The 18,732-nt window shown below is 65.5% G+C and carries 18 protein-coding genes; 14 read left to right on the top strand and 4 right to left on the bottom strand.

Annotation, left to right across the window (positions count from 1 at the left end):
- The first annotated feature begins 162 nt into the window (after positions 1–162).
- The 3 genes from C4K40_RS18800 to C4K40_RS18790 all read left to right on the top strand — a co-directional run bounded on the left by C4K40_RS18800 (position 163) and on the right by C4K40_RS18790 (position 2,397).
- Positions 163–612, top strand: a complete 450-nt coding sequence (locus C4K40_RS18800; RefSeq protein ID WP_053131017.1) for a hypothetical protein — start codon at positions 163–165, stop codon at positions 610–612.
- Between the two features lie 181 nt (positions 613–793).
- Positions 794–1,672: a glyoxalase III HchA gene (gene hchA, locus C4K40_RS18795; RefSeq protein ID WP_053131014.1), complete on the top strand. Its 879-nt coding sequence runs from the start codon at positions 794–796 to the stop codon at positions 1,670–1,672.
- Complete coding sequence (locus C4K40_RS18790) at positions 1,669–2,397, top strand: PA1136 family autoinducer-binding transcriptional regulator (RefSeq protein ID WP_053131011.1); 729 nt, start codon at positions 1,669–1,671, stop codon at positions 2,395–2,397. The genes hchA and C4K40_RS18790 overlap by 4 nt, the downstream gene beginning before the upstream one ends.
- Before the next feature lie 62 nt (positions 2,398–2,459).
- Here C4K40_RS18790 and C4K40_RS18785 read toward each other — a convergent pair whose 3' ends face one another.
- Positions 2,460–3,446, bottom strand: a complete 987-nt coding sequence (locus C4K40_RS18785; protein WP_053131433.1) for an NAD(P)H-quinone oxidoreductase — start codon at positions 3,444–3,446, stop codon at positions 2,460–2,462.
- Positions 3,447–3,610: 164 nt separating this feature from the next.
- Here C4K40_RS18785 and C4K40_RS18780 point away from each other — a divergent pair, with 164 nt between their 5' ends.
- From C4K40_RS18780 to C4K40_RS18750, 7 genes are all read left to right on the top strand, one after another.
- Positions 3,611–4,507: a LysR family transcriptional regulator gene (locus C4K40_RS18780; RefSeq protein ID WP_053131008.1), complete on the top strand. Its 897-nt coding sequence runs from the start codon at positions 3,611–3,613 to the stop codon at positions 4,505–4,507.
- Positions 4,508–4,603: 96 nt separating this feature from the next.
- Positions 4,604–5,659, top strand: coding sequence for a glycosyltransferase family 2 protein (locus tag C4K40_RS18775; protein ID WP_022639322.1), 1,056 nt, complete (start codon positions 4,604–4,606; stop codon positions 5,657–5,659).
- A 38-nt stretch (positions 5,660–5,697) separates the two neighbouring features.
- Positions 5,698–6,729, top strand: coding sequence for a hypothetical protein (locus tag C4K40_RS18770; protein WP_053131006.1), 1,032 nt, complete (start codon positions 5,698–5,700; stop codon positions 6,727–6,729).
- Positions 6,726–7,460, top strand: coding sequence for a hypothetical protein (locus C4K40_RS18765; RefSeq protein ID WP_053131003.1), 735 nt, complete (start codon positions 6,726–6,728; stop codon positions 7,458–7,460). The genes C4K40_RS18770 and C4K40_RS18765 overlap by 4 nt, the downstream gene beginning before the upstream one ends.
- Positions 7,457–8,548 carry a hypothetical protein gene (locus tag C4K40_RS18760; protein ID WP_053131001.1) on the top strand — a complete coding sequence of 364 codons (1,092 nt, stop codon included), beginning with the start codon at positions 7,457–7,459 and terminating at the stop codon, positions 8,546–8,548. The genes C4K40_RS18765 and C4K40_RS18760 overlap by 4 nt, the downstream gene beginning before the upstream one ends.
- Before the next feature lie 51 nt (positions 8,549–8,599).
- Entirely contained in the window at positions 8,600–9,220 is a 621-nt protein-coding gene (locus C4K40_RS18755) for a phosphatase PAP2 family protein (RefSeq protein ID WP_022639318.1), read from the top strand.
- Positions 9,207–10,172 (top strand): fatty acid desaturase family protein, encoded by a 966-nt coding sequence (locus C4K40_RS18750; protein ID WP_053130999.1) that lies wholly within the window; start codon positions 9,207–9,209, stop codon positions 10,170–10,172. The genes C4K40_RS18755 and C4K40_RS18750 overlap by 14 nt, the downstream gene beginning before the upstream one ends.
- 41 nt (positions 10,173–10,213) lie before the next feature.
- Here C4K40_RS18750 and C4K40_RS18745 read toward each other — a convergent pair whose 3' ends face one another.
- From C4K40_RS18745 to nspC, 3 genes are all read right to left on the bottom strand, one after another.
- A complete protein-coding gene (locus C4K40_RS18745; RefSeq protein WP_053130998.1) occupies positions 10,214–11,953 on the bottom strand; it encodes a dipeptidase in 1,740 nt (579 codons plus the stop codon).
- 210 nt (positions 11,954–12,163) lie between these two features.
- The gene (locus C4K40_RS18740; protein ID WP_031320027.1) at positions 12,164–13,408 is read right to left on the bottom strand and encodes a saccharopine dehydrogenase family protein; all 1,245 of its coding nucleotides are present in this window, start codon (positions 13,406–13,408) and stop codon (positions 12,164–12,166) included.
- Positions 13,409–13,439: 31 nt separating this feature from the next.
- Complete coding sequence (gene nspC, locus C4K40_RS18735; protein ID WP_053130996.1) at positions 13,440–14,537, bottom strand: carboxynorspermidine decarboxylase; 1,098 nt, start codon at positions 14,535–14,537, stop codon at positions 13,440–13,442.
- 414 nt (positions 14,538–14,951) lie between these two features.
- Here nspC and C4K40_RS18730 point away from each other — a divergent pair, with 414 nt between their 5' ends.
- Genes C4K40_RS18730 through argE form a run of 4 tightly spaced genes read left to right on the top strand, consistent with a single transcriptional unit; the run spans position 14,952 to position 18,552 of the window.
- Positions 14,952–16,250 carry an NAD(P)/FAD-dependent oxidoreductase gene (locus C4K40_RS18730; protein WP_053130994.1) on the top strand — a complete coding sequence of 433 codons (1,299 nt, stop codon included), beginning with the start codon at positions 14,952–14,954 and terminating at the stop codon, positions 16,248–16,250.
- Entirely contained in the window at positions 16,250–16,660 is a 411-nt protein-coding gene (locus tag C4K40_RS18725; protein WP_053130991.1) for a RidA family protein, read from the top strand. The genes C4K40_RS18730 and C4K40_RS18725 overlap by 1 nt, the downstream gene beginning before the upstream one ends.
- A gap of 58 nt (positions 16,661–16,718) precedes the next feature.
- Positions 16,719–17,396: a DUF1028 domain-containing protein gene (locus tag C4K40_RS18720; protein ID WP_022639312.1), complete on the top strand. Its 678-nt coding sequence runs from the start codon at positions 16,719–16,721 to the stop codon at positions 17,394–17,396.
- A complete protein-coding gene (gene argE / locus C4K40_RS18715) occupies positions 17,389–18,552 on the top strand; it encodes an acetylornithine deacetylase (protein WP_053130988.1) in 1,164 nt (387 codons plus the stop codon). Before C4K40_RS18720 ends, argE begins: the two co-directional genes overlap by 8 nt.
- Positions 18,553–18,732: the final 180 nt, after the last annotated feature.

Here is an 18,732-nt window from a genome sequence, read left to right as displayed (position 1 = left end):
ATCATTCAATGGTCTTGGTTTGAGGATGGCCCCATGAACGCACTTAGCGTTCACCGGGCATGGTGCGCTCATCTAGTGATGTTCAATGGAGTGGTGTGGAAGTGAAGAATGGCGAGTGAAGGGACATATTCAAAAGAATGGCTTCGCCTGTCAGGAGCAGAGATGGAGCTGTTTTCAGCGTGCCATGAGTTAAGGCATTCTGCGGGCTTTATCAGCGAGTTGTCGTTGGCCCTCGCGGACCGTTTGGAGCAGGGAACCGCTCTCAGGTTTATCCGGGATGATGTGTTTGCGGATAATGAGCTTGATGATTTGCTTCCGGGAATTATTGATGCAGCGATAGAAGGTGATATAGGTAATGTGCCTCTCGCCAGAAGTGTGCTGCATAAGTTCAGGAAGAATGGTCTGGTCAAGGAAAAACTCGCGTCCAGTTTGAGCGGGTATCTCGAAGCCGAAGATTATTATGTGTACATGAGGGTCGCTGAACTGTTGCTGGAGTTGGATTACTTCGATCTGAAAGCTGTTTTCGTGAGCAAATGCAAGGAAAGCCGCAACGAGGATGTAGTCGAGGTTTATGACTTCTTTGCTGATGAGTTCAAGGCCGCTGGGCTCTAGTTGAGGTGCTGGAGTCGTCCGGCCCGTGTTTCAGGTGCCGATGCTGTGACGGCGTGATTGAACAGCCTCCTGATAGCGGCAACCTCTTCTGGCCATGCTCGACTTGAGGGAAAACCCTCATTGCTGCCTGCGCGCTTTCCTACAATGATGATGGAATTCGCCCTGCACAATGGAGCAAGCCATGAGTCATACCCCCACCGACGACAAACGCCCGACTCCGGATCCGGCCGAGGACAATGCGTTTTTTCCCTCGCCGTACTCGCTAAGCCAATTCACTTCCGCCCATTCCGATCTCAGTGGTGCCGACTACCAGCGGCCCTATACCGGTGGGCGCTGGAAGGTGCTGGTGATCGGTGCGGACGAGCGCTATCTGCTGACCGACAACGGCACGATGTTCTCCACCGGCAATCATCCGGTGGAAACCCTGTTGCCCATGTACCACCTGGACAAGGCCGGGTTCGGTTTTGATATCGCCACCTTGTCGGGCAACCCGGTCAAGTTCGAGTTCTGGGCCATGCCCTCCGAAGATGTCGAGGTCAAAGGCCTGTATGCCAAGTACCGCGACCAGTTCAAGCAACCCTTGAAGCTGGCCGAGGTCCTGGACAACGCCCTGGGCGCCGATTCCGACTACATCGGGGTGTTCATCCCCGGCGGCCATGGCGCGCTGATCGGCCTGCCCGAAAGTGCCGAGGTGAAAAAACTCCTGCAATGGGCCATGGCCAACGACAAGTTCGTCATTTCCTTGTGCCACGGCCCCGCGGCATTGCTGGCTGCCGGGCTGGGCGAGACCAGGGACTCCTGCCTGTTCAACGGTTACCGCATCTGCGCCTTCCCCGACGCCCTGGACGCCCAGACCCCGGACATCGGCTACATGCCCGGCCACCTGACCTGGAAGTTCGGCGAGCAGCTGTCCGCCCTGGGGGTCGAGATCCTCAACCAGGACATTTCCGGGGCAGTGCACCAGGACCGCAAGCTGCTCACCGGCGACAGCCCGCTGGCGGGCAACGCCCTGGGCAAGCTGGCGGCCACCGCGTTGCTGCAAGCAGTGGCGGCCGGGTGACTGCGACCAGCGCTGAAGCGGCCCTGCACAGCGTCCTGGAATTGGAGCGCGCCACGGCGCTGCCTGCGATCCAGGCGCTGGTGCGGGGCCTGGCGGGCCCTTTCGGTTATGACCGTTTCGTGCTGTTTTCCGCCTCATCGGCCAGGGACGAAGTGCTCGAGCGCATCTACTGGGTCGAGGGGGACTGGTTCGGCGACGGCCAGGTGGTCGACGCCGCGACCTACGTGCGCCGCTGTCCGGTCACCCGGCATATCCTGGAGGCACGCGAGCCGTTCTTCTGGAGCAAGCGTGGTGACCGCTACCAGGTGGTCCGCCGCCCCCAGGGCGCCGGCCTGCATGGCCTGCAGGTACCGGTGTTCGGTCCCTTGGGCCTGGAGGGCGCCATGAGCTTGGGCGGTGAGCGGATCGACAGCAGCCCCAGGGTTCGGCTGATGTTGGGCAACGTCGCCAGTGCGGCGTTCTGTGCCGCACGGCGGTTGCTGGAGGTGGCCGTCAGCGACCCGTCCAGGCAGTTGTCGGATCGGGAGCGTGAAGTCCTGGCCTGGACCGCCGCCGGCAAGCGCCAGGCCGATATCGCCGTGACGCTGGGGTTGTCCGGGCGCACCGTGGAAAACCACCTGCGAGCGGCGCGTCGACGCCTGGGCGCCAGTACCACCGCACAAGCCATCAAGGTGGCGGTGCGCAACGGCGAATTGGACGCCGTGCCTGGCCGCCAGGAGCCGTAGCCGGGTTGCCGGGCAGGGCACGGCCGAGGTCGTCATGGACAACCTCGGCCTGGGCTCCGGGGCTAGTGGGCGACGGTCAGCACCACCTTGCCGATGTGCTGGCCGGACTCCATCAGGGCGTGGGCCTGGTCGGCATCCGTCAAGGCGAAGGTCTTGAAGATCAATGGCTTGACCGCGCCGCTCTGGACGTGGGGCCAGACCTTGGATTCCAGCTCGGCGATGATCCCGGCCTTGTCCTCTGGGCTGCGCGAGCGCAGGGTCGAGCCCAGGTGGGTCAGGCGCTTGACCAGCATCGGGAACAGGTCGACCTGGGTCGCCGGGCCCTTGACCACGCCGATCTGCACGATCCGCGCGTTCATCGCTGCGGCCTGGAAGTTACGCGCCACATAGTCGCCGGCAATGATATCGACGATGACGTCGACCCCAAGCTGCTCGGTCCCGAGCAGCACTTGCTCGACGAAGTCCTCGCGGTTGTAGTCGATGGCCACGTCGGCACCCAGGGCCAGGCTGGCCGCCTGTTGTTGTGCATTGGCGACCGTGGTGAAGATCTTCGACGCGCCCAGGGCCTTGGCCAGCATGGTCGCCGTGGTGCCGATGCCGGAGGCGCCGCCATGCACCAGCAGCGATTCGCCGGCCTTGAACTGGCCGCGCTGGAACAGGTTGACCCACACGGTCATGAAGGTCTCGGGCAGCGCCGCAGCTTCGATCATCGACAGGCCACCGGGCAGGTGCATGGTGGTGCGCTCGTCGGCGACCGTGTACTGGGCGTAGCCGCCGCCAGTGACCAGGGCGATCACCGGGTCACCCACGCTGAAGCGCGTCACCTCGCTGCCCAGGGCCGCGACTTCCCCGGCGATCTCCAGGCCCGGGATGTCCGAGGCGCCGGCTGGCGGATCGTAGAGGCCCTTGCGCTGCAGCAGGTCGGGGCCGTTGACGCCAGCGGCGTGGACCCGGATCAGGATCTCCCGTGGGCCAGGGGTAGGCACCGCCCGGCGGGCAGGTTTCAATACCTGTGGATCACCCGGCCGGGTGATCTCGATAACGGTCATCTGCGCCTCTGGCGCACTATGGGAATGGTTCATAAATGGGTCCTGGTAAGGTGGATGCCGGCCGTTCGGGCTGGGGTGGGCAAAGGTTACGCAAGCGGGCCGGTGCCGGCGCGCGGCGATTTTGCGAGGCTGTGTTGCAATGATTCTTCATGGGGAAATCTTGAATGAACTGGGATGATGCACGGGTCCTGCTGGCCCTCGGGCGCGAGCTGACCTTGCGCCGTGCGGCGCGGGTCCTGCACGTGGACCAGGCCACGGTGGGGCGGCGTATCGCGGCCATGGAGGCGGACCTGGGATCGACCCTGTTCCTGCGCACTCCGGCCGGCTACCAGCTGACCAGCGTTGGCGAAATGGCCTTCGCGATGGCCGGGAAGATGGAGCAGATGGCCCTGGAGCTGATCCGGCGTACCGGGGGGATGGATAACGAACTGGCCGGCGAAGTACGGATTTCCACCACCGACTCCCTGGCCTGTGATTTCGTGATGCCGGCACTCAAGGCGCTGCACCTTGCGCATCCGGATATCCGCATCGTGCTCAACAGCACCTCCGAGGTGGTCAACCTGTCACGGCGCGAAACCGACATCGCCATCAGGAACCTACGTCCGGACAATCCCGACCTGATCCTGCGCAAGCTGGCCGAGTGGCCGATGGGCCTGTTCGCAGCGCGCGAATACCTGGAGCGCCATGGCCAGCCCGAGCCAGGCACTAGCTTCAAGGGCCATGACCTGGTGATGTACGAGCCGTACTGGCGGGATCGTGCGCAGCCGACCTTGCTCGACGAGCCCATCGACCAGGCCCGGGTGGTGATGGCGGTGAACTCCAACATGTTGCTGCGACGCTCCATCGCCCAAGGCCTGGGCATCAGCGAGATCCCCATCGAGATGGGCCGGCGTGACGGCCTGGAGCGGATCTGGCCCGGGCGCACGGCCGGCAAGCCATATGAGGTGTGGATGGTCACCCACCAGGACCTGCGGCATACCACGCGCATGCGCCTGGTGATGGAGCAGCTGGCGCGGTCCTTCGCCAATACTGGCGGGCCGGCGAATCCGCCGTTTGAATAATCCCCGGAATAATGCTGTGATTGCGCCCCTGAAGCCCGGCAGCCCTGCCTTTTCCTGAGATACCGCGCCATGGATAGCCAACAATCGACGACCCGGATGTCGCAACAGCCCGCCTGTGATACCGGGCCCCTGGCAGCGATCGCCGGCAGTACCGCGCTGGTGCTGGAAACCAACAACCTGCGCGGCGGCAAGGACGCGGCGCAGGCCCTGGACAGCCTCAAGCACCTGGTAGCCCGCCTGGCTCGCCAGAGCCTCTGCCCGCAATCGCTCGGCCAATGGGTCATCACCCACGATGGCCTCGGGCAAGAGGCCCGGGAGGCGCTGTGCGCACTGGCCGGGCGAGTGCTGGAGTTCGTCGAGATCGATCCCCGCACCGGTTACTACGAGGCCAAGAATATCGGTTTCGAGGCGGTCGACCAGGCGCGCTGCCAGTACGTGGTGTTCGCCGATGCCGACTGCCTTCCCGCCGGACACTGGCTGGAACAGTTGCTCTTGCCCTTCACCGAGGCGGATGCGCCCCTGGCCGTCGCCGGGCGCACCAGCTACGCCCCGAGCGTGGTCGGCAGCGCGTTGACCACCATCGACTTCATGTACTTCCCCAGCCCGCTCGGAGCCCGGGCGACCCGCAATTTCTACGCGAACAACGTGGCCTTTCGTTGTGCCACCTTCGAGCAGTATCGCTACCAGCCGCTGGACGGCGTCTACCGTGCCCACTGCCAGGTCATGGGCCTGCGCCTGCAGGCGGCGGGGGTGGCGGTACGCTACGTTCCGGCGGCCCATACCGAGCACCGGTTGCCCGACAGCCGTGGCGAAGTGTTCAAGCTGCGCTGGTTGCGTGGTGGCGACAGTGTCGACCTGACCCCCTACCTGGTGCGTGCCTATATGCCGGGCTGGTTGCAATGGCTCGGACGCAGTGGCCCTATCGGCCCCTTGTGCGTGATGCTCGGGCGCCTGGGCTACAGCCTGCGCGCACTCAACCACCAGGACCTGCCCGCCGTGCATGGGCGGCGGCGCCTGGGTGCGATCCTGGCGATACTCGGTATCTCGTCCCTCGATAGCGCCGGCGCGCTGGTCCGCGGGCTGGGGTTGAACATCGGCCGTGCCAGCGCGCGCCAGGGGCAAGCCCTGTCCTATCACCGCCAGCTGGATTGATTCGCGCCGCCCCCTTGGCGCTCCTACAGGAAGTTCCCATGAGCATGAAACCCCTGGCCGCATTCGGCTCCTCCCTGGCGTGCCTGGCATGGTTGGCGTGCGCCACCCCGGCCAGCGCCGCCCCCAGCGAAATCAACGGCCGCAGCGTGCTGCACTTCGTCTCCGGCAGCGGCTGTGCGACGGTCCAGGGCGGCGCCGCGCAAAACTGCAACCGCCTGGCCCTGGACGTGGCGGACGCACGGGCCAGCGTTGACCCGCAGGCGCGCACCATAGTGTTCAGCGTCGAGGCCCGGCATGCCGGCAAGGGCGTGATCGGCGACGTGCTGCTGCATGGCAGCGGCATCGCCAGCGACGGCCAGCGCGTGCCCTTGAGCTTGCAGGTACTGGTGTGGCGCTCGGGCAAGACCTGGAAGGCCGACACCTATGTACATGCGCCGGTGCGTGGCACCTTCCAGGATATCGCCTTGGACCCTTACCAGATCAGCGTCCACCAGGGGCGTGACGAGCACGTGCTGCTCAATCCCGAGCTGGCGCGCAAGGTCTTGGCGCAGCCATCGATCGCCGCCCGGGTCGCCAGCTATTTGGTGGTGGTGCGTCCCAGCGACGAGAAAAATCCGACGGCCGATGACATCACCATCGGCCTGGGGGTAGGGCGGGTCTCGAAGTCGCTGATGCGTGCCCGCTTCAGCTCGAGGCAACCAGGCAGCCTGCCGCTGGACCAGGTGCTGGAGCAGGGCACCTGGAACCTCGACCTGCAAGCCTTGAGTGGCCAGATTCCGCAGTGGGTGGTCCAGCGCCAGCTGTTCGTCTTCGGCCTGGAGGACAGCCCCTTGCTCGAGGACGTGCGCCAGCGTGGCTTGCACAAGCACGACCGCCTGGAACTGGGCGCGGTCAATGGCAAGGGCTACCTGCGTTACAACGGCCAGGAGCAGAGTTTCCCCGGGGCCACTGCCAGCGGTACGGCCTTCATGCGTGACAGCTTCATCGGCCTGATCCTGGCCTGGCATCGCAGCGCCCAGGCGGCCACGACTGCGACCCAGGGCGTGGACACCGCGCAGTCCGTGCCATGAGTGCCGGCGAAGCGCTTGCAAGCCAAGCGGATTTCAGTTGCCTGGACATGCCCCGGCCCCGTGGGTTGGGAGCCGTACAGGCGCGCCTGGTGGATCGCATCAAGCGCGTCGCCCTGCAGCGCCTGCATCGCAGCGTGCGTGGGGAGCGCTTGCTGCTGCGTATCTACCTGGCTGGGGAGGATGCCACCGAACGTGCGCTGCTGGATGAGTTGCTGCCGCAGTCGCCACCCTGGCTCGAGCACCAGGTCGAGCGGCACCTGGCCGATGAGCAACGGCACGTGACGCTGTTCGCCGCGGCCCTGGGCGAACGTGGCGGCGAAGGTACGGCACGCCTGGAACCGGATTGGCTCAGCCGGCGCAAGATTCTGCGCTGGCAGCGCCTGGCCCGTCGCTATGCGGGGCATTTCGAGCATGGCCTGCTGGTGCCGGCCTATGCCACCGGCCTGTGTGCCGAACAGATGGCGCAACGGGTGCTGAGCCGCCACTGCGCGGTCATCGGCGCCGAGCATGGGCTGTATCCGTTGCTGTCGCAGGTCCTGGCCGATGAAAAAGCCCATGTGCGCCTGTGCCAGGGCACCTTGCAACGCATTGTCGCCCCCCATGAAACCGTGCACCTGGCGCGCCTGCTCAAGGATATCCGCCGGGTCGATGCGAGCTTTGGCGTGACCGGTGCCCTGGCGATGTACCTGGCTGGCTGGGTGCTGGGCGGTGGGCGCGGCGCCATTCGATGACTCCACGCATTCTCTATCTCGCCACCGCTGATGCCCGTGGCCACCTGATGCGCGCGCAGTTGTTGGTGCATGCGCTGCGCGCGGCCGGCGCCCAGGTCGAGGTGCTGACCACGTCGGACCAGGGCCAGCGCTTCCTGCACAGTTTCGGGGTCCAGGCCGAGGTCCTTTCCCGCCACTATGCGGTGCAATTCGACAGCCAGCAGAACATGCTGCGCCGGGCCACCAATCGCAATGTCGCCCAGTACCTGTTCCGTCCCGGGCGGATGCTGCGCGATATCCTCCAGCTGCGGCGCCGTTTGCGCGGCGTGGAGCTGGTGGTCAACGACTCCTTCCACCCGGCGTTGCTGTACATGGGCATGCTGCCGGGCTGGCGGCGCAAGGTGGTGCATGTGTACGGCGCGAGCCTGAAGGTGGCGTTGCTGAACAACTTCGACGGCATGTGGCCACGGCAGTTCGGGCGGTTGTTCGCCTGGATCGTCGGGCGCCAGATCAACGCTGCGCGGGCGCGCATCGAGCACGATTTTGCCTGCGAGATCGACGATACCGTGGCCCGAGCGCTGTATCGCCTGCCGACCCCGGTGGCGCTGGCCGAGGTGGTGCAGGAACCGGCCGCGGTGGGTGCGGCGGTGTACCTCAATCCGCACTTTCGCGAACCCGGGCTGGCCGATGCCCTGGAGGCCGGCCTGGGCGATGCCGGCCTGGATCGGCACCTGGTGGGCGAGGGTTATGCCGGGCGCAACGGCTGGCTCGGGGTCGACCCGCACTGGGCCAGCCGCGCGGCCCGGGCGCAACTGCTGGTATCGGCACCGGGCATGGCGGCGCTGTCCATCGCCCGGGTCTACCAGCGGCCGATCATCCTGGTGGTGAGCGACCAGCCGGAGCAGGCCAGCAATGCCGCCCGGGCCAGCCAGTTGCAACTGCTGCACCGGGTGGTGACCTGGCGCGGCGACATTGCCGACTTTCGGCGCCAGGTGAGTGCGGCGGCGCAGCAATTGAGCGCGCTCGCCCCAGCGCCTGACGTGATGTCGGGCAACCAGCGGGCCCAGGCACGGATCGATGCCTGGGCCAACCATCTGCTTGGCTTGTGAGGGCGCCGCCTTGAGTCGCCATGTCCCCATGCCTGCGTCGAGCCGACAGCCATGACCGGCTCCTGGCCGCGTATCAGGGCTGCCAATCCTCGGCAGGCCCTGGCGGCGGCGTTCGGCTTGCTGCTGGGGCTGGGCGCGTTCATCGGCCTACAGCGCCTGGTCACGCCGCACTATCACTGGGTCACGCCGCTGGATGAGCTGATTCCTTTCATGGCCCAGTCCTGGTTTCTCTACGTGCTGTTCTTTCCCTTTGTCCTGTTGGCGGCGGCCTACGCCAGCCAACAGGGCTTCAAGGCCTTGCGCAACGCTACCGGCATCGCCTTCGTCGTGGGCCTGTTGTGCTTCTGGCTGTTTCCCGAGCAGGTGCCCCGGCCGGATCTCGGCGTGCTCGGCAGCGGCTTCCTGCAGCAGCGACTGAGCCGGATGTGGCAACTGGACCTGGCCTGCAACGGTTTTCCCAGCCTGCATGTAACCGTGACTTGCCTGGCCTGCCGAGCACTGTGGGGCCGGCGTGGCAAATGGCTGGTCGCCGGCAGCGGCCTGTTGATCTGCCTGTCGACCCTGACCCTCAAGCAGCACACCCTGGTCGACGTCGCTGGCGGCCTGCTACTGGCCCTGGCCTGCGCCTTGGCCACTCACCGACAAGGGAGCATTCGCCGTGTCCCAGCTTGAATCGCGTGCCGGGGCCAACCTGGCATTGCGCACCTTTACCCCTGCCGCCGAGTGGTTCGTCCTCAAGCCGTGGATCGGCCTGTTGGCGTTGCTGGCCGACTGGGGCCTGATCGGTGTGGCATTCGCCTGTGCCGCATATTGGCCGCACCCCCTGACATACCTGCTGGCGGCGCTGGTCATCGCCCGCAGCCAGCTGGCGCTGGCGGTGATCATGCACGAGAGCGCCCATGGCGTGCTGTTGCGTCGTCAGTCGGCCAATGACCTGGTCGGCCAATGGCTGGCCGCCGGTCCGTTGTTCCTTTCCCTGCGCACCTATCGGGCCGGGCACCTCAAGCACCATCGCCAGCCCATGCTGCATGACGATCCGGTGGTGGCGGTGTTCGGCATCGGGGACTATCCACTGCCTCGGCGGCGCCTGGCCTTGCGCCTGGCGGCGGACCTGTGTGGGGTGGGGTACTTCATCAGCGCCTTCAAGTTGGTTCGCGGCGACTACCGCCACTGCCTGCCCAGGGTCGACAAGTCGCCGCGCCAAGTGTTCGGCGAAGTCCTGTCGATGCTGGTGGGCAATGGCTTGCTGCTGGGACTGCTGGCCTGGTCCGGACACCCATGGCTCTACCTGGGGTTGTGGTTGCTGCCGGCCATTACCTTGCTGCCGCTGATGGGGCGCGTGCGGGCGATCCTCGAGCATGCGGGTTTGCCCGCCAACGCCGACCAGAGCCAGAACGCCCGCAGCATCGTGGCGCCCAACTGGCAGACCTTCGTCTTCGGCCCCCACGGGATCCACTACCACATCGAACACCATCTCTACGTGCGCATACCCTTCTATCACCTGCGCAGCGCCCATCGCCAGCTGGCGGCCCGAGGGCTGCTGCCGGTGGAGAACCTTTACCGGGGCTATATCGCGGTGCTGCGGGATGTCAGCCGCCCGGCGCAGGACGCTGCGGGCGACTGAGGCAGGTGCACTGGCCGCAGGGGCCAGTGCCAAGGGGATGGCTAGAGCTTGGGCAGCTGTCCGACCCGGCCGACCATCTCGGTGACGATCTGCAGGTCCAGCAGGAACTGCTCCACGGTCTTGAACTCGTTGTCGGTGTGGCCGGTGTATTTCACCTCCGGACGCGCCAGGCCGAATTGCACGCCGTTGGGCAGTTCATGTACCGAGGTCGCCCCGGCGGAGGTGCCGAACTTGTGGGCCATGCCCAGGTTCTCGCTGGCCACGTCCAGCAGCGCCTTGACCCATTCGCCCTCGGGATTGCGGTACATCGGCGCGGCGACCGAGGTATTGAACTGCACCGCCACCTGGTTCTGCTTGCTCCAGGCCTCCAGCTTGTCGCTGATCTGCGCCTTCAGCGCCTCTGGCGCCTTGCCCTTGGGCACGCGCAGGTTCACCGCGACCTTCAGCGCCTTGTCATCCACGCTGACCAGGGTCGGCGAGGTGGTCAGCGGGCCCATGAAGGCGTCCGAGAAGCCCACGCCCAGCTTCTTGCCTTCGTAGTCCAGGCCCCAGTTGTCGGCGAGGTAGTGCGCTGCGTCGGTGAACGAGTTGTGCTTGAGCGCCACCTTGCCCTCCAGGCCGTGGACGAAGTCCAGCATCCGCGCCACCGGGTTGATCCCGGATTCGGGCTCGGAGGAGTGGGCGGACACGCCGGTGACGGTCAGCAGCACGTCCTTGCCTTGCACCCGGGCGTCGATCTTGAAGTTGCCGCCGTGGCGCTTGACGTACTCGGCCCCGGCCTTCTGCAGGCTGGCCACCAGTTCGGCTGGCTGCTCGGTCACCAGGGTCGCCACCGAGGTGGAGGGGATCTGGTTGGTGGCCAGGCCGCCGGTCAAGTGGGTGATCTGCGCGCCCTTGCCCTCGGCGGCGCGCTGGGGGAAGGTCGCCATCACGGTGCCGTAGCCTTTCTCGGCGATCACCACCGGGTAGCCGCCATCGAGCGCCAGGTTGTAGTTGGGCACCGGGTTGTGTTCGAAGTAGTAGGGGATGGCATCGCCGCTGGTTTCCTCGGTGGTGTCCACCAGCAGCTTGAAGTTGCGGGCCAGGGGCAACTGCTCTTCCTTGACGATCTTCATGGCGTAGAGCGCCACCACGATGCCGTTCTTGTCATCCTCGGTGCCGCGCCCGTACATCCGGTCGCCGATCAGCGTGACCTTGAACGGGTCGAGCCGGGTACCGTCCTGCAGCACCCAGTTCTCCGGGGTGACCGGCACCACGTCGGCGTGGGCGTGGATGCCCACTACTTCGTCGCCACTGCCGGGCAGGGAGATCTCGTAGACGCGGTTGTCGACATTGCGAAACGCCAGGCCGAAGTCCTGGGCCAGGCCCTTGATCTTGTCGGCGATCTTGAGGAATTCCGGGTTCTCGTGCTGGGGCACGCCGTCCACGCGGAAGGTGGGGATGGCCACCAGTTCGCGCAGGGTTTCAGTGGCGGCCTTGCCGTACTTGACCCGGGCATAGAGCCCAAGCAGACGGTGGATCTCGTTCTGCTGCTCGGCCGAGAGCGTCTTGCCGGCCAGGAAGCCATCGATGGCCGGGGTCAGGTGGGCGCTCTTGCCCGGCTGGCTCTTGGCGACCTCTCCGATGAACTGGCGGAAGTCCTTGACCGAGGCGTCGTTGAAGTTCTTGAGGATGGCCGCGCTCTGTTGCGGCGTGATGTTGGCCTGGGCGACGTTGGCGAACGCCGACAGGCTGGCGAGCATCAGGGTGGCGGTGGCCAGGTGCTTGAGGGAAAAGTCCATTACGCAGGGCATTCCTTTGCAGGAGGTGGGTAGGGAATGTCTGATAGGCCAGACAGAAACCTTGCCAAGCTAACACTGCGCAGGAGGGCTGCGGGAGCCCCGGAAAGGGGAACTGTCGCACAGAAATGCAAAAGCGGCGCACAAACGAAAGATGTGTCGCCGGCGGGGCAGGGGGCGCCGCGGCGGGCGCCCCCTGCGTTCGGGACTACCTTAGATGGCGGCGTCCCACGGACGGTCGCCATGCTCGTCCTTGATGCGGGTCGGCAGGCCCATCACGTCCAGCGCCTTGAGGAACGGCTCGGCCGCCAGCTCCTCGACGTTGACCATGCGCTGCACATCCCACTCGCCACGGGCCACCAGCAGGGCGGCGGCGACTGGCGGCACGCCTGCGGTGTAGGAAATGCCCTGGCTGTCGGTCTCGGCGTAGGCTTCCTCGTGGTCGGCCACGTTGTAGATGAACACCTCGCGCGGCTGGCCGTCCTTGGTGCCCTTGACCAGGTCGCCGATGCAGGTCTTGCCGGTGTAGCCCGGGGCCAGGGAGGCCGGGTCGGGCAGTACGGCCTTGACCACTTTGAGCGGCACCACTTCCAGGCCTTCAGCGGTCTTGACCGGCTGCTCGGAGAGCAGGCCCAGGTTCTTCAACACGGTGAACACGTTGATGTAATGCTCGCCGAAGCTCATCCAGAAGCGCACGTTGGGCACTTGCAGGTTCTTGGACAGCGAGTGCACTTCATCGTGGCCGGTCAGGTACAGATTTTGCGAGCCCACCACTGGCAGGTCGTCGGTACGCTTGACTTCGAACATGGTGTTGCTGGTCCACTGGCTGTCCTGCCAGCTCCACACCTGTCCGGTGAATTCGCGGAAGTTGATTTCCGGGTCGAAATTGGTGGCGAAATACTTGCCATGGGAACCGGCATTGACGTCGAGAATGTCGATCGAGTCGATGCGGTCGAAATGCTGTTGCTTGGCCAGGGCAGCGTAGGCGTTGACCACGCCCGGATCGAAGCCCACGCCGAGGATGGCGGTGACGTTCTTCTGCTGGCACTCCTCGAGATGTTTCCACTCGTAGTTGCCGTACCACGGTGGGGTCTCGCAGATCTTGCCCGGCTCTTCGTGGATCGCGGTGTCCAGGTAGGCCACGCCGGTATCGATGCAGGCACGCAGCACCGACATGTTGAGGAAGGCGGAACCGACGTTGATGACGATCTGCGATTCGGTCTCGCGGATCAGCGCCTTGGTCGCCTCGACATCCAGAGCGTCAAGCGAGAAGGCCTGGATATCGGCGGGCACCTTGAGGCTGCCCTTGGCCTTTACGCTTTCGATGATGGCCTGGCATTTGGAGATGTTGCGCGACGCGATAGCAATACGACCGAGTTCGTCGTTGTGCTGCGCGCACTTGTGGGCCACCACCTTGGCGACACCTCCTGCACCAATGATAAGAACATTCTTCTTCAATTTACTTACTTCTCCTTAATTACCTGCCCGTTCAGGAAAGGCTGGACAGGTAGTCTTCGAAACCAAACTCGCGAACCACTTCGACACTACCGTCGAGTTGTTTCACGACGATGGACGGCATTTTCAGACCGTTGAACCAGTTTTTCTTGACCATGGTGTAACCCGCCGCGTCAACGAACGACAGTCGATCGCCGATGGCCAGCGGACGCTCGAATTGGTACTCGCCGAAGATGTCGCCGGCCAGGCACGACTTGCCGCAGACCATGTAGGTGTGCTCGCCGTCGTTGGGGGCCATCTTGGCATTGAGGCGATAGATCAGCAGGTCGAGCATGTGCGCTTCGATGGAGCTGTCCACCACCGCCAGGTGCTTGCCGTTGTACAGGGTGTCGAGCACGGTGGTTTCCAGCGAGGCGCTCTGGGTGATCGCCGCTTCGCCGGGCTCCAGGTACACCTGCACGCCGTACTTTTCGGAGAAGGCCTTGAGCCGGGCGCAGAACGCATCCAGGGCATAGTCTTCGCCGGTGAAGTGGATGCCGCCGCCCAGGCTGACCCATTCGACCTTGTGCAGCAGGTGGCCGAAGCGCTCCTCGATGTGGTTCAGCATCTGGTCGAACAGGCCGAAGTCGCCGTTCTCGCAATTATTGTGGAACATGAAGCCGCTGATCTGCTCGATCACTTGCTCGATCTTCGCCGGGTCCCATTCGCCCAGGCGGCTGAATGGACGAGCCGGGTCGGCCAGCAGGTAGTCGGAGCTGCTTACCTGGGGGTTAACCCGCAGGCCGCGGACCTTGCCGGCGGACTGTTCGGCGAAGCGCTGCAGCTGGCCGATGGAGTTGAAGATGATCTTGTCGCAGTTATCGAGCATTTCCTCGATCTCATCGTCGGCCCAGGCCACGCTGTAGGCATGGGTCTCGCCCGCGAACTTCTGCCGGCCCAGCTTGAGCTCGTACAGCGACGAGGAAGTGGTGCCGTCCATGTACTGCTGCATCAGGTCGAACACCGACCAGGTAGCGAAGCATTTGAGGGCCAGCAGGGCCTTGGCGCCGGATTGCTCGCGCACATAGGCGATCTTCTGCATGTTGACCAGCAGCTTCTGTTTGTCGATGAGGTAGTAAGGCGTCTTGATCATTGGGCGATCTCCGGCAGGGCCAGCCAAAAAGGTACGCATTGTGCCTTCAGTGCCCACAGATCGAAAGCACGGAAATGGATTTTCGCCGGACGGCCTCGCTTGCACGGGGCAGGGCGGTGGTCGAAGGCCTTGCGGGCCCTGGCGCGGCAGCGACCACAGGCGTGGACCCGATCATCGAGGCAGGCCCTGTAGCCACTGCCGCAGGCTGCGCACGGGCGCGCAGCGGCCGCCGGTCAAGCACTGAATGTCCCACGCAAGCTGCCTCGTTTTTTGCTCTCCAGCGAGCACATATTTAGTAATTTTCCTGCGCCAACGCCTGTCGCACCATCTGCGCATCCGACTTGACAACCCGGGTTCTGAAACAAGGCGCCGAGCCTTCCGCCGGTGCCTGCCGTCTCGCAGAAGGACACAGACATGAGCGTTGAACAAATACACGTGGATACCCTGGTGGTGGGTGCGGGCCAGGCCGGCGTGGCCATGAGCGAGCACCTGGGCAAGCTGGGCGTGCCGCACCTGGTGCTGGAGCGCAAGCGCATCGCCGAGGCCTGGCGCAGTGGCCGCTGGGATTCGCTGGTGGCCAACGGCCCGGCCTGGCACGACCGTTTCCCGGGGCTGGAATTCGACCTGGGCCCCGACGCCTTCGCCACCAAGGACCAGGTGGCGGACTACTTCGAAGCCTATGCCCGCCAGGTCGACGCGCCGATCCGTACCGGTGTCGAAGTGCGCCAGGTGCAGCGCAACGTCGGCCGTCCCGGCTTCACGGTCGAGACGTCCATGGGGCCAATCCAGGCCAATCGGGTGGTAGCGGCCACCGGGCCGTTCCAGCGCCCGGTGATCCCGCCCATCGCTCCTGTCGATACCCGGCTCCTGCAGATCCACTCCGCCGACTACCGTAACCCGCAACAACTCCCGGCAGGCGCGGTGCTGGTGGTGGGCGCCGGATCGTCCGGGGTGCAGATCGCCGATGAGCTGCAACGTGCCGGCCGCCAGGTGTACCTGTCGGTGGGCGCCCACGACCGGCCGCCACGCGCCTACCGCGGCCGTGATTTCTGTTGGTGGCTCGGGGTCCTGGGGGAGTGGGACGCCGAGATCGCCAAGCCCGGCCGCGAGCACGTGACTATCGCCGTCAGTGGTGCCCGTGGCGGCCGGACCATCGATTTCCGTGCCCTGGCCCACCAGGGAATCACCCTGGTGGGGTTGACCAAGGCCTTCGACGGCGACCGGGTGAGCTTCCAGGCCGACCTGGTGGACAACCTCGCCCGGGGCGACGAGAACTACCTGGCCCTGCTGGATGCCGCCGACGCCTACATCGTCCGCAACGGCCTCGACCTGCCGGCCGAACCCGAAGCCCGGCGACGCCTGCCGGACCCAGAGTGCGTGACGCGACCGATCCTCGAGCTGGACCTGCGGGCCGCGGGCATCACCTCGATCATCTGGGCCACCGGTTATGCCGTGGATTTTTCCTGGTTGCAGGTCGACACCTTCAGCGAACAGGGCAAGCCCTTGCACCAGCGCGGCGTGTCCCGCGAGCCGGGGATCTACTTCCTCGGCCTGCCGTGGCTGTCACGGCGCGGCTCGTCGTTCATCTGGGGTGTCTGGCACGACGCCAAGCACATCGCCGATCACATCGCCACCCAGCGCAAGTACCAGGCCTATGGCAGCGAGCCGGCCGAGTCCAGCGTCCATACCTTCAGTTCCGTGGGAGCCCGTTGATGCCAGTCCATACCCGTATCCGCATGTTCAACACCAAGGACACCTATCCCAACCAGAGCCTGGACAACGACCTCTGCCAGGCGGTGCGCGCCGGCAACACGGTGTATGTCCGGGGCCAGGTGGGCACCGATTTCGCCGGCAACCTGGTGGGGCTCGGCGATCCACGAGCCCAGGCCGAACAGGCGATGAAGAACGTCAAGCAACTGTTGGAAGAGGCCGGCAGCGAGCTGGCCCATATCGTCAAGACCACCACCTATCTCACCGATCCGCGCTACCGCGAGCCGGTCTACCAGGAGGTGGGCAAGTGGCTCAAGGGCGTGTTCCCGATCTCCACCGGCCTGGTGGTCGCGGCCCTGGGCCAGCCCCAGTGGCTGATGGAGATCGACGTGATCGCGGTGATTCCCGAGTGAGTGCCGTACTGTGGAGTTCGGCGGCGCCGCTTGGCCCGCCCCAGGAGCTATCGTTGCCATGACTTTTTCCATCGTTGGGCGCTGCGCCGAAACCGGCCAGCTGGGCATTGCCATCAGTTCCTCGAGCATCGCCGTGGGCGCGCGCTGTCCCTGGGTCCGGGCCGGGGTCGGGGCGGTAGCCACCCAGAACGTCACCCTGCCGGCCCTGGGGCCGCAGATCCTCGACCTGCTGGAGAGCCACAAGCTGGAACCGCAGCAGGCGCTGCAACAGGCCCTGGGGCGCAATGGCTGGAGCCAGTACCGCCAGGTCACGGTAATCGACGACCAGGGGCGCACCGCGCTGTTCAGCGGCCAGCAGGCCCTGGGCACTCACAACGCCGTGGCTGGCGAGCAGTGCGTAGCGGCCGGCAACCTGCTGGCCGGGACCGAGGTTATCGAGGCCATGGTCCAAGCCTTCGAGGGCACCCCGGGGATGCTCGCCGAACGCTTGCTGGCGGCCATGCACGCCGCGATGCGCGCCGGCGGCGAGGCCGGGCCGGTGCATTCGGCGGCGCTGATGGTGGTGGATGACCTGACCTGGCCCGTGGTCGACCTGCGGGTGGACTGGGCCGAAGAGAACCCCATCGGCCAGCTCAATGACCTGTGGCAAGCCTATCGCCCGCAGATGCAGGACTACCTGACCCGGGCCCTGGACCCCACGGCGGCCCCCAGCTATGGAGTGCCGGGTAATGAATGAGCCGTCGAGCCGTGAACTGCTGGCAAGGTTGGTGGGCTTCGCCACGGTCAGTCGTGATTCCAACCTGGAGCTGATCGCCTTCATCCGCGATTACCTGGCGGGCCTTGGGGTCGACAGCGAGCTGATCTACAACCCCGAACGCACCAAGGCCAACCTGTTCGCCAGCATCGGTCCCGACGACCGTGGCGGCATCGTGCTCTCCGGCCACACCGATGTGGTCCCAGTGGATGGCCAGGCCTGGACGGTGGAGCCTTTCGTGCTGAGCGAGCATGAAGGGCGCCTGTACGGGCGTGGCACGGCAGACATGAAGGGGTTCATCGCCGCGGTGCTGGCGGCGGTACCGGCCTTGCTCCGGCGGCCGTTGCGGCTACCCGTGCACCTGGCGTTCTCTTATGACGAGGAGGTGGGTTGCCTCGGCGTAAGGCCGATGCTCGCCCGCTTGCAGGCCCGAACGCACCGGCCGTTGCTGTGCCTGATCGGCGAGCCCACCGAGCTGCGGCCAGTGCTGGGGCACAAGGGCAAGCTGGCCATGCGCTGCCAGGTGCGGGGCGCCGCTTGTCATTCGGCCTATGCGCCCCAGGGGGTCAACGCCATCGAGTACGCGGCGCGGTTGATCGGCAAGCTCGGGGACATCGGCACCCGCCTGGCGCAGCCGCAGCACCATGACCGACGGTTCGATCCGCCTTTCACCACGCTGCAGACCGGCATCATCCGTGGCGGCCGGGCATTGAACATCGTGCCGCAGGATTGCCAGTTCGATTTCGAGGTGCGCACCCTGCCGGGCTTCGACCCCCGGCAGGTGGTGGACGAGTTGCAAGCCTATGCCCAGCAGCAGTTGCTGCCCGGGATGCGCGCCGTGCACGCCGATACCGCCATCGACCTGCAGCCCTTGAGCGCCTATCCGGGGCTGGCCACCGCGCCCGACAGCGAGGCTGCCGAACTGCTGGCGCTGCTCAGTGGTTCCCGGGAGTTTGGCACCGTGGCCTTCGGCACCGAGGGCGGCTTGTTCCATGAGGCCGGCATCCCCACGGTGGTGTGTGGGCCGGGCAGCATGGACCAGGGGCACAAGCCGGATGAGTTCATCAGCCTGGAGCAGCTCGCGGCCTGCGATGCGCTGCTGCTGCGCCTGGCGGACTGGCTGGCGCAACCGGCCTGAATCGATCTCGTCCGCCGACCCTGGCACAGCCCCGCGCGCCAGCCCGGGCTGCGGCTCGCTAGGGCTCTGCGACGGGCTGTCGAGGCTTATCTTGCTACAGAGCTTTTTCATGGGACTGGAGCATATTTTTAGTATTTTTCCTCCGCTCCCCAGTGACGCACCATCGCCTTGAACTCCTAT

Source organism: Pseudomonas sp. CMR5c (assembly GCF_003850545.1).
Classification (GTDB): domain Bacteria; phylum Pseudomonadota; class Gammaproteobacteria; order Pseudomonadales; family Pseudomonadaceae; genus Aquipseudomonas; species Aquipseudomonas piscis.
The sequence above is the reverse complement of the archived record's forward strand: the minus strand, read 5'-3'. Positions and strand labels throughout refer to the sequence as shown.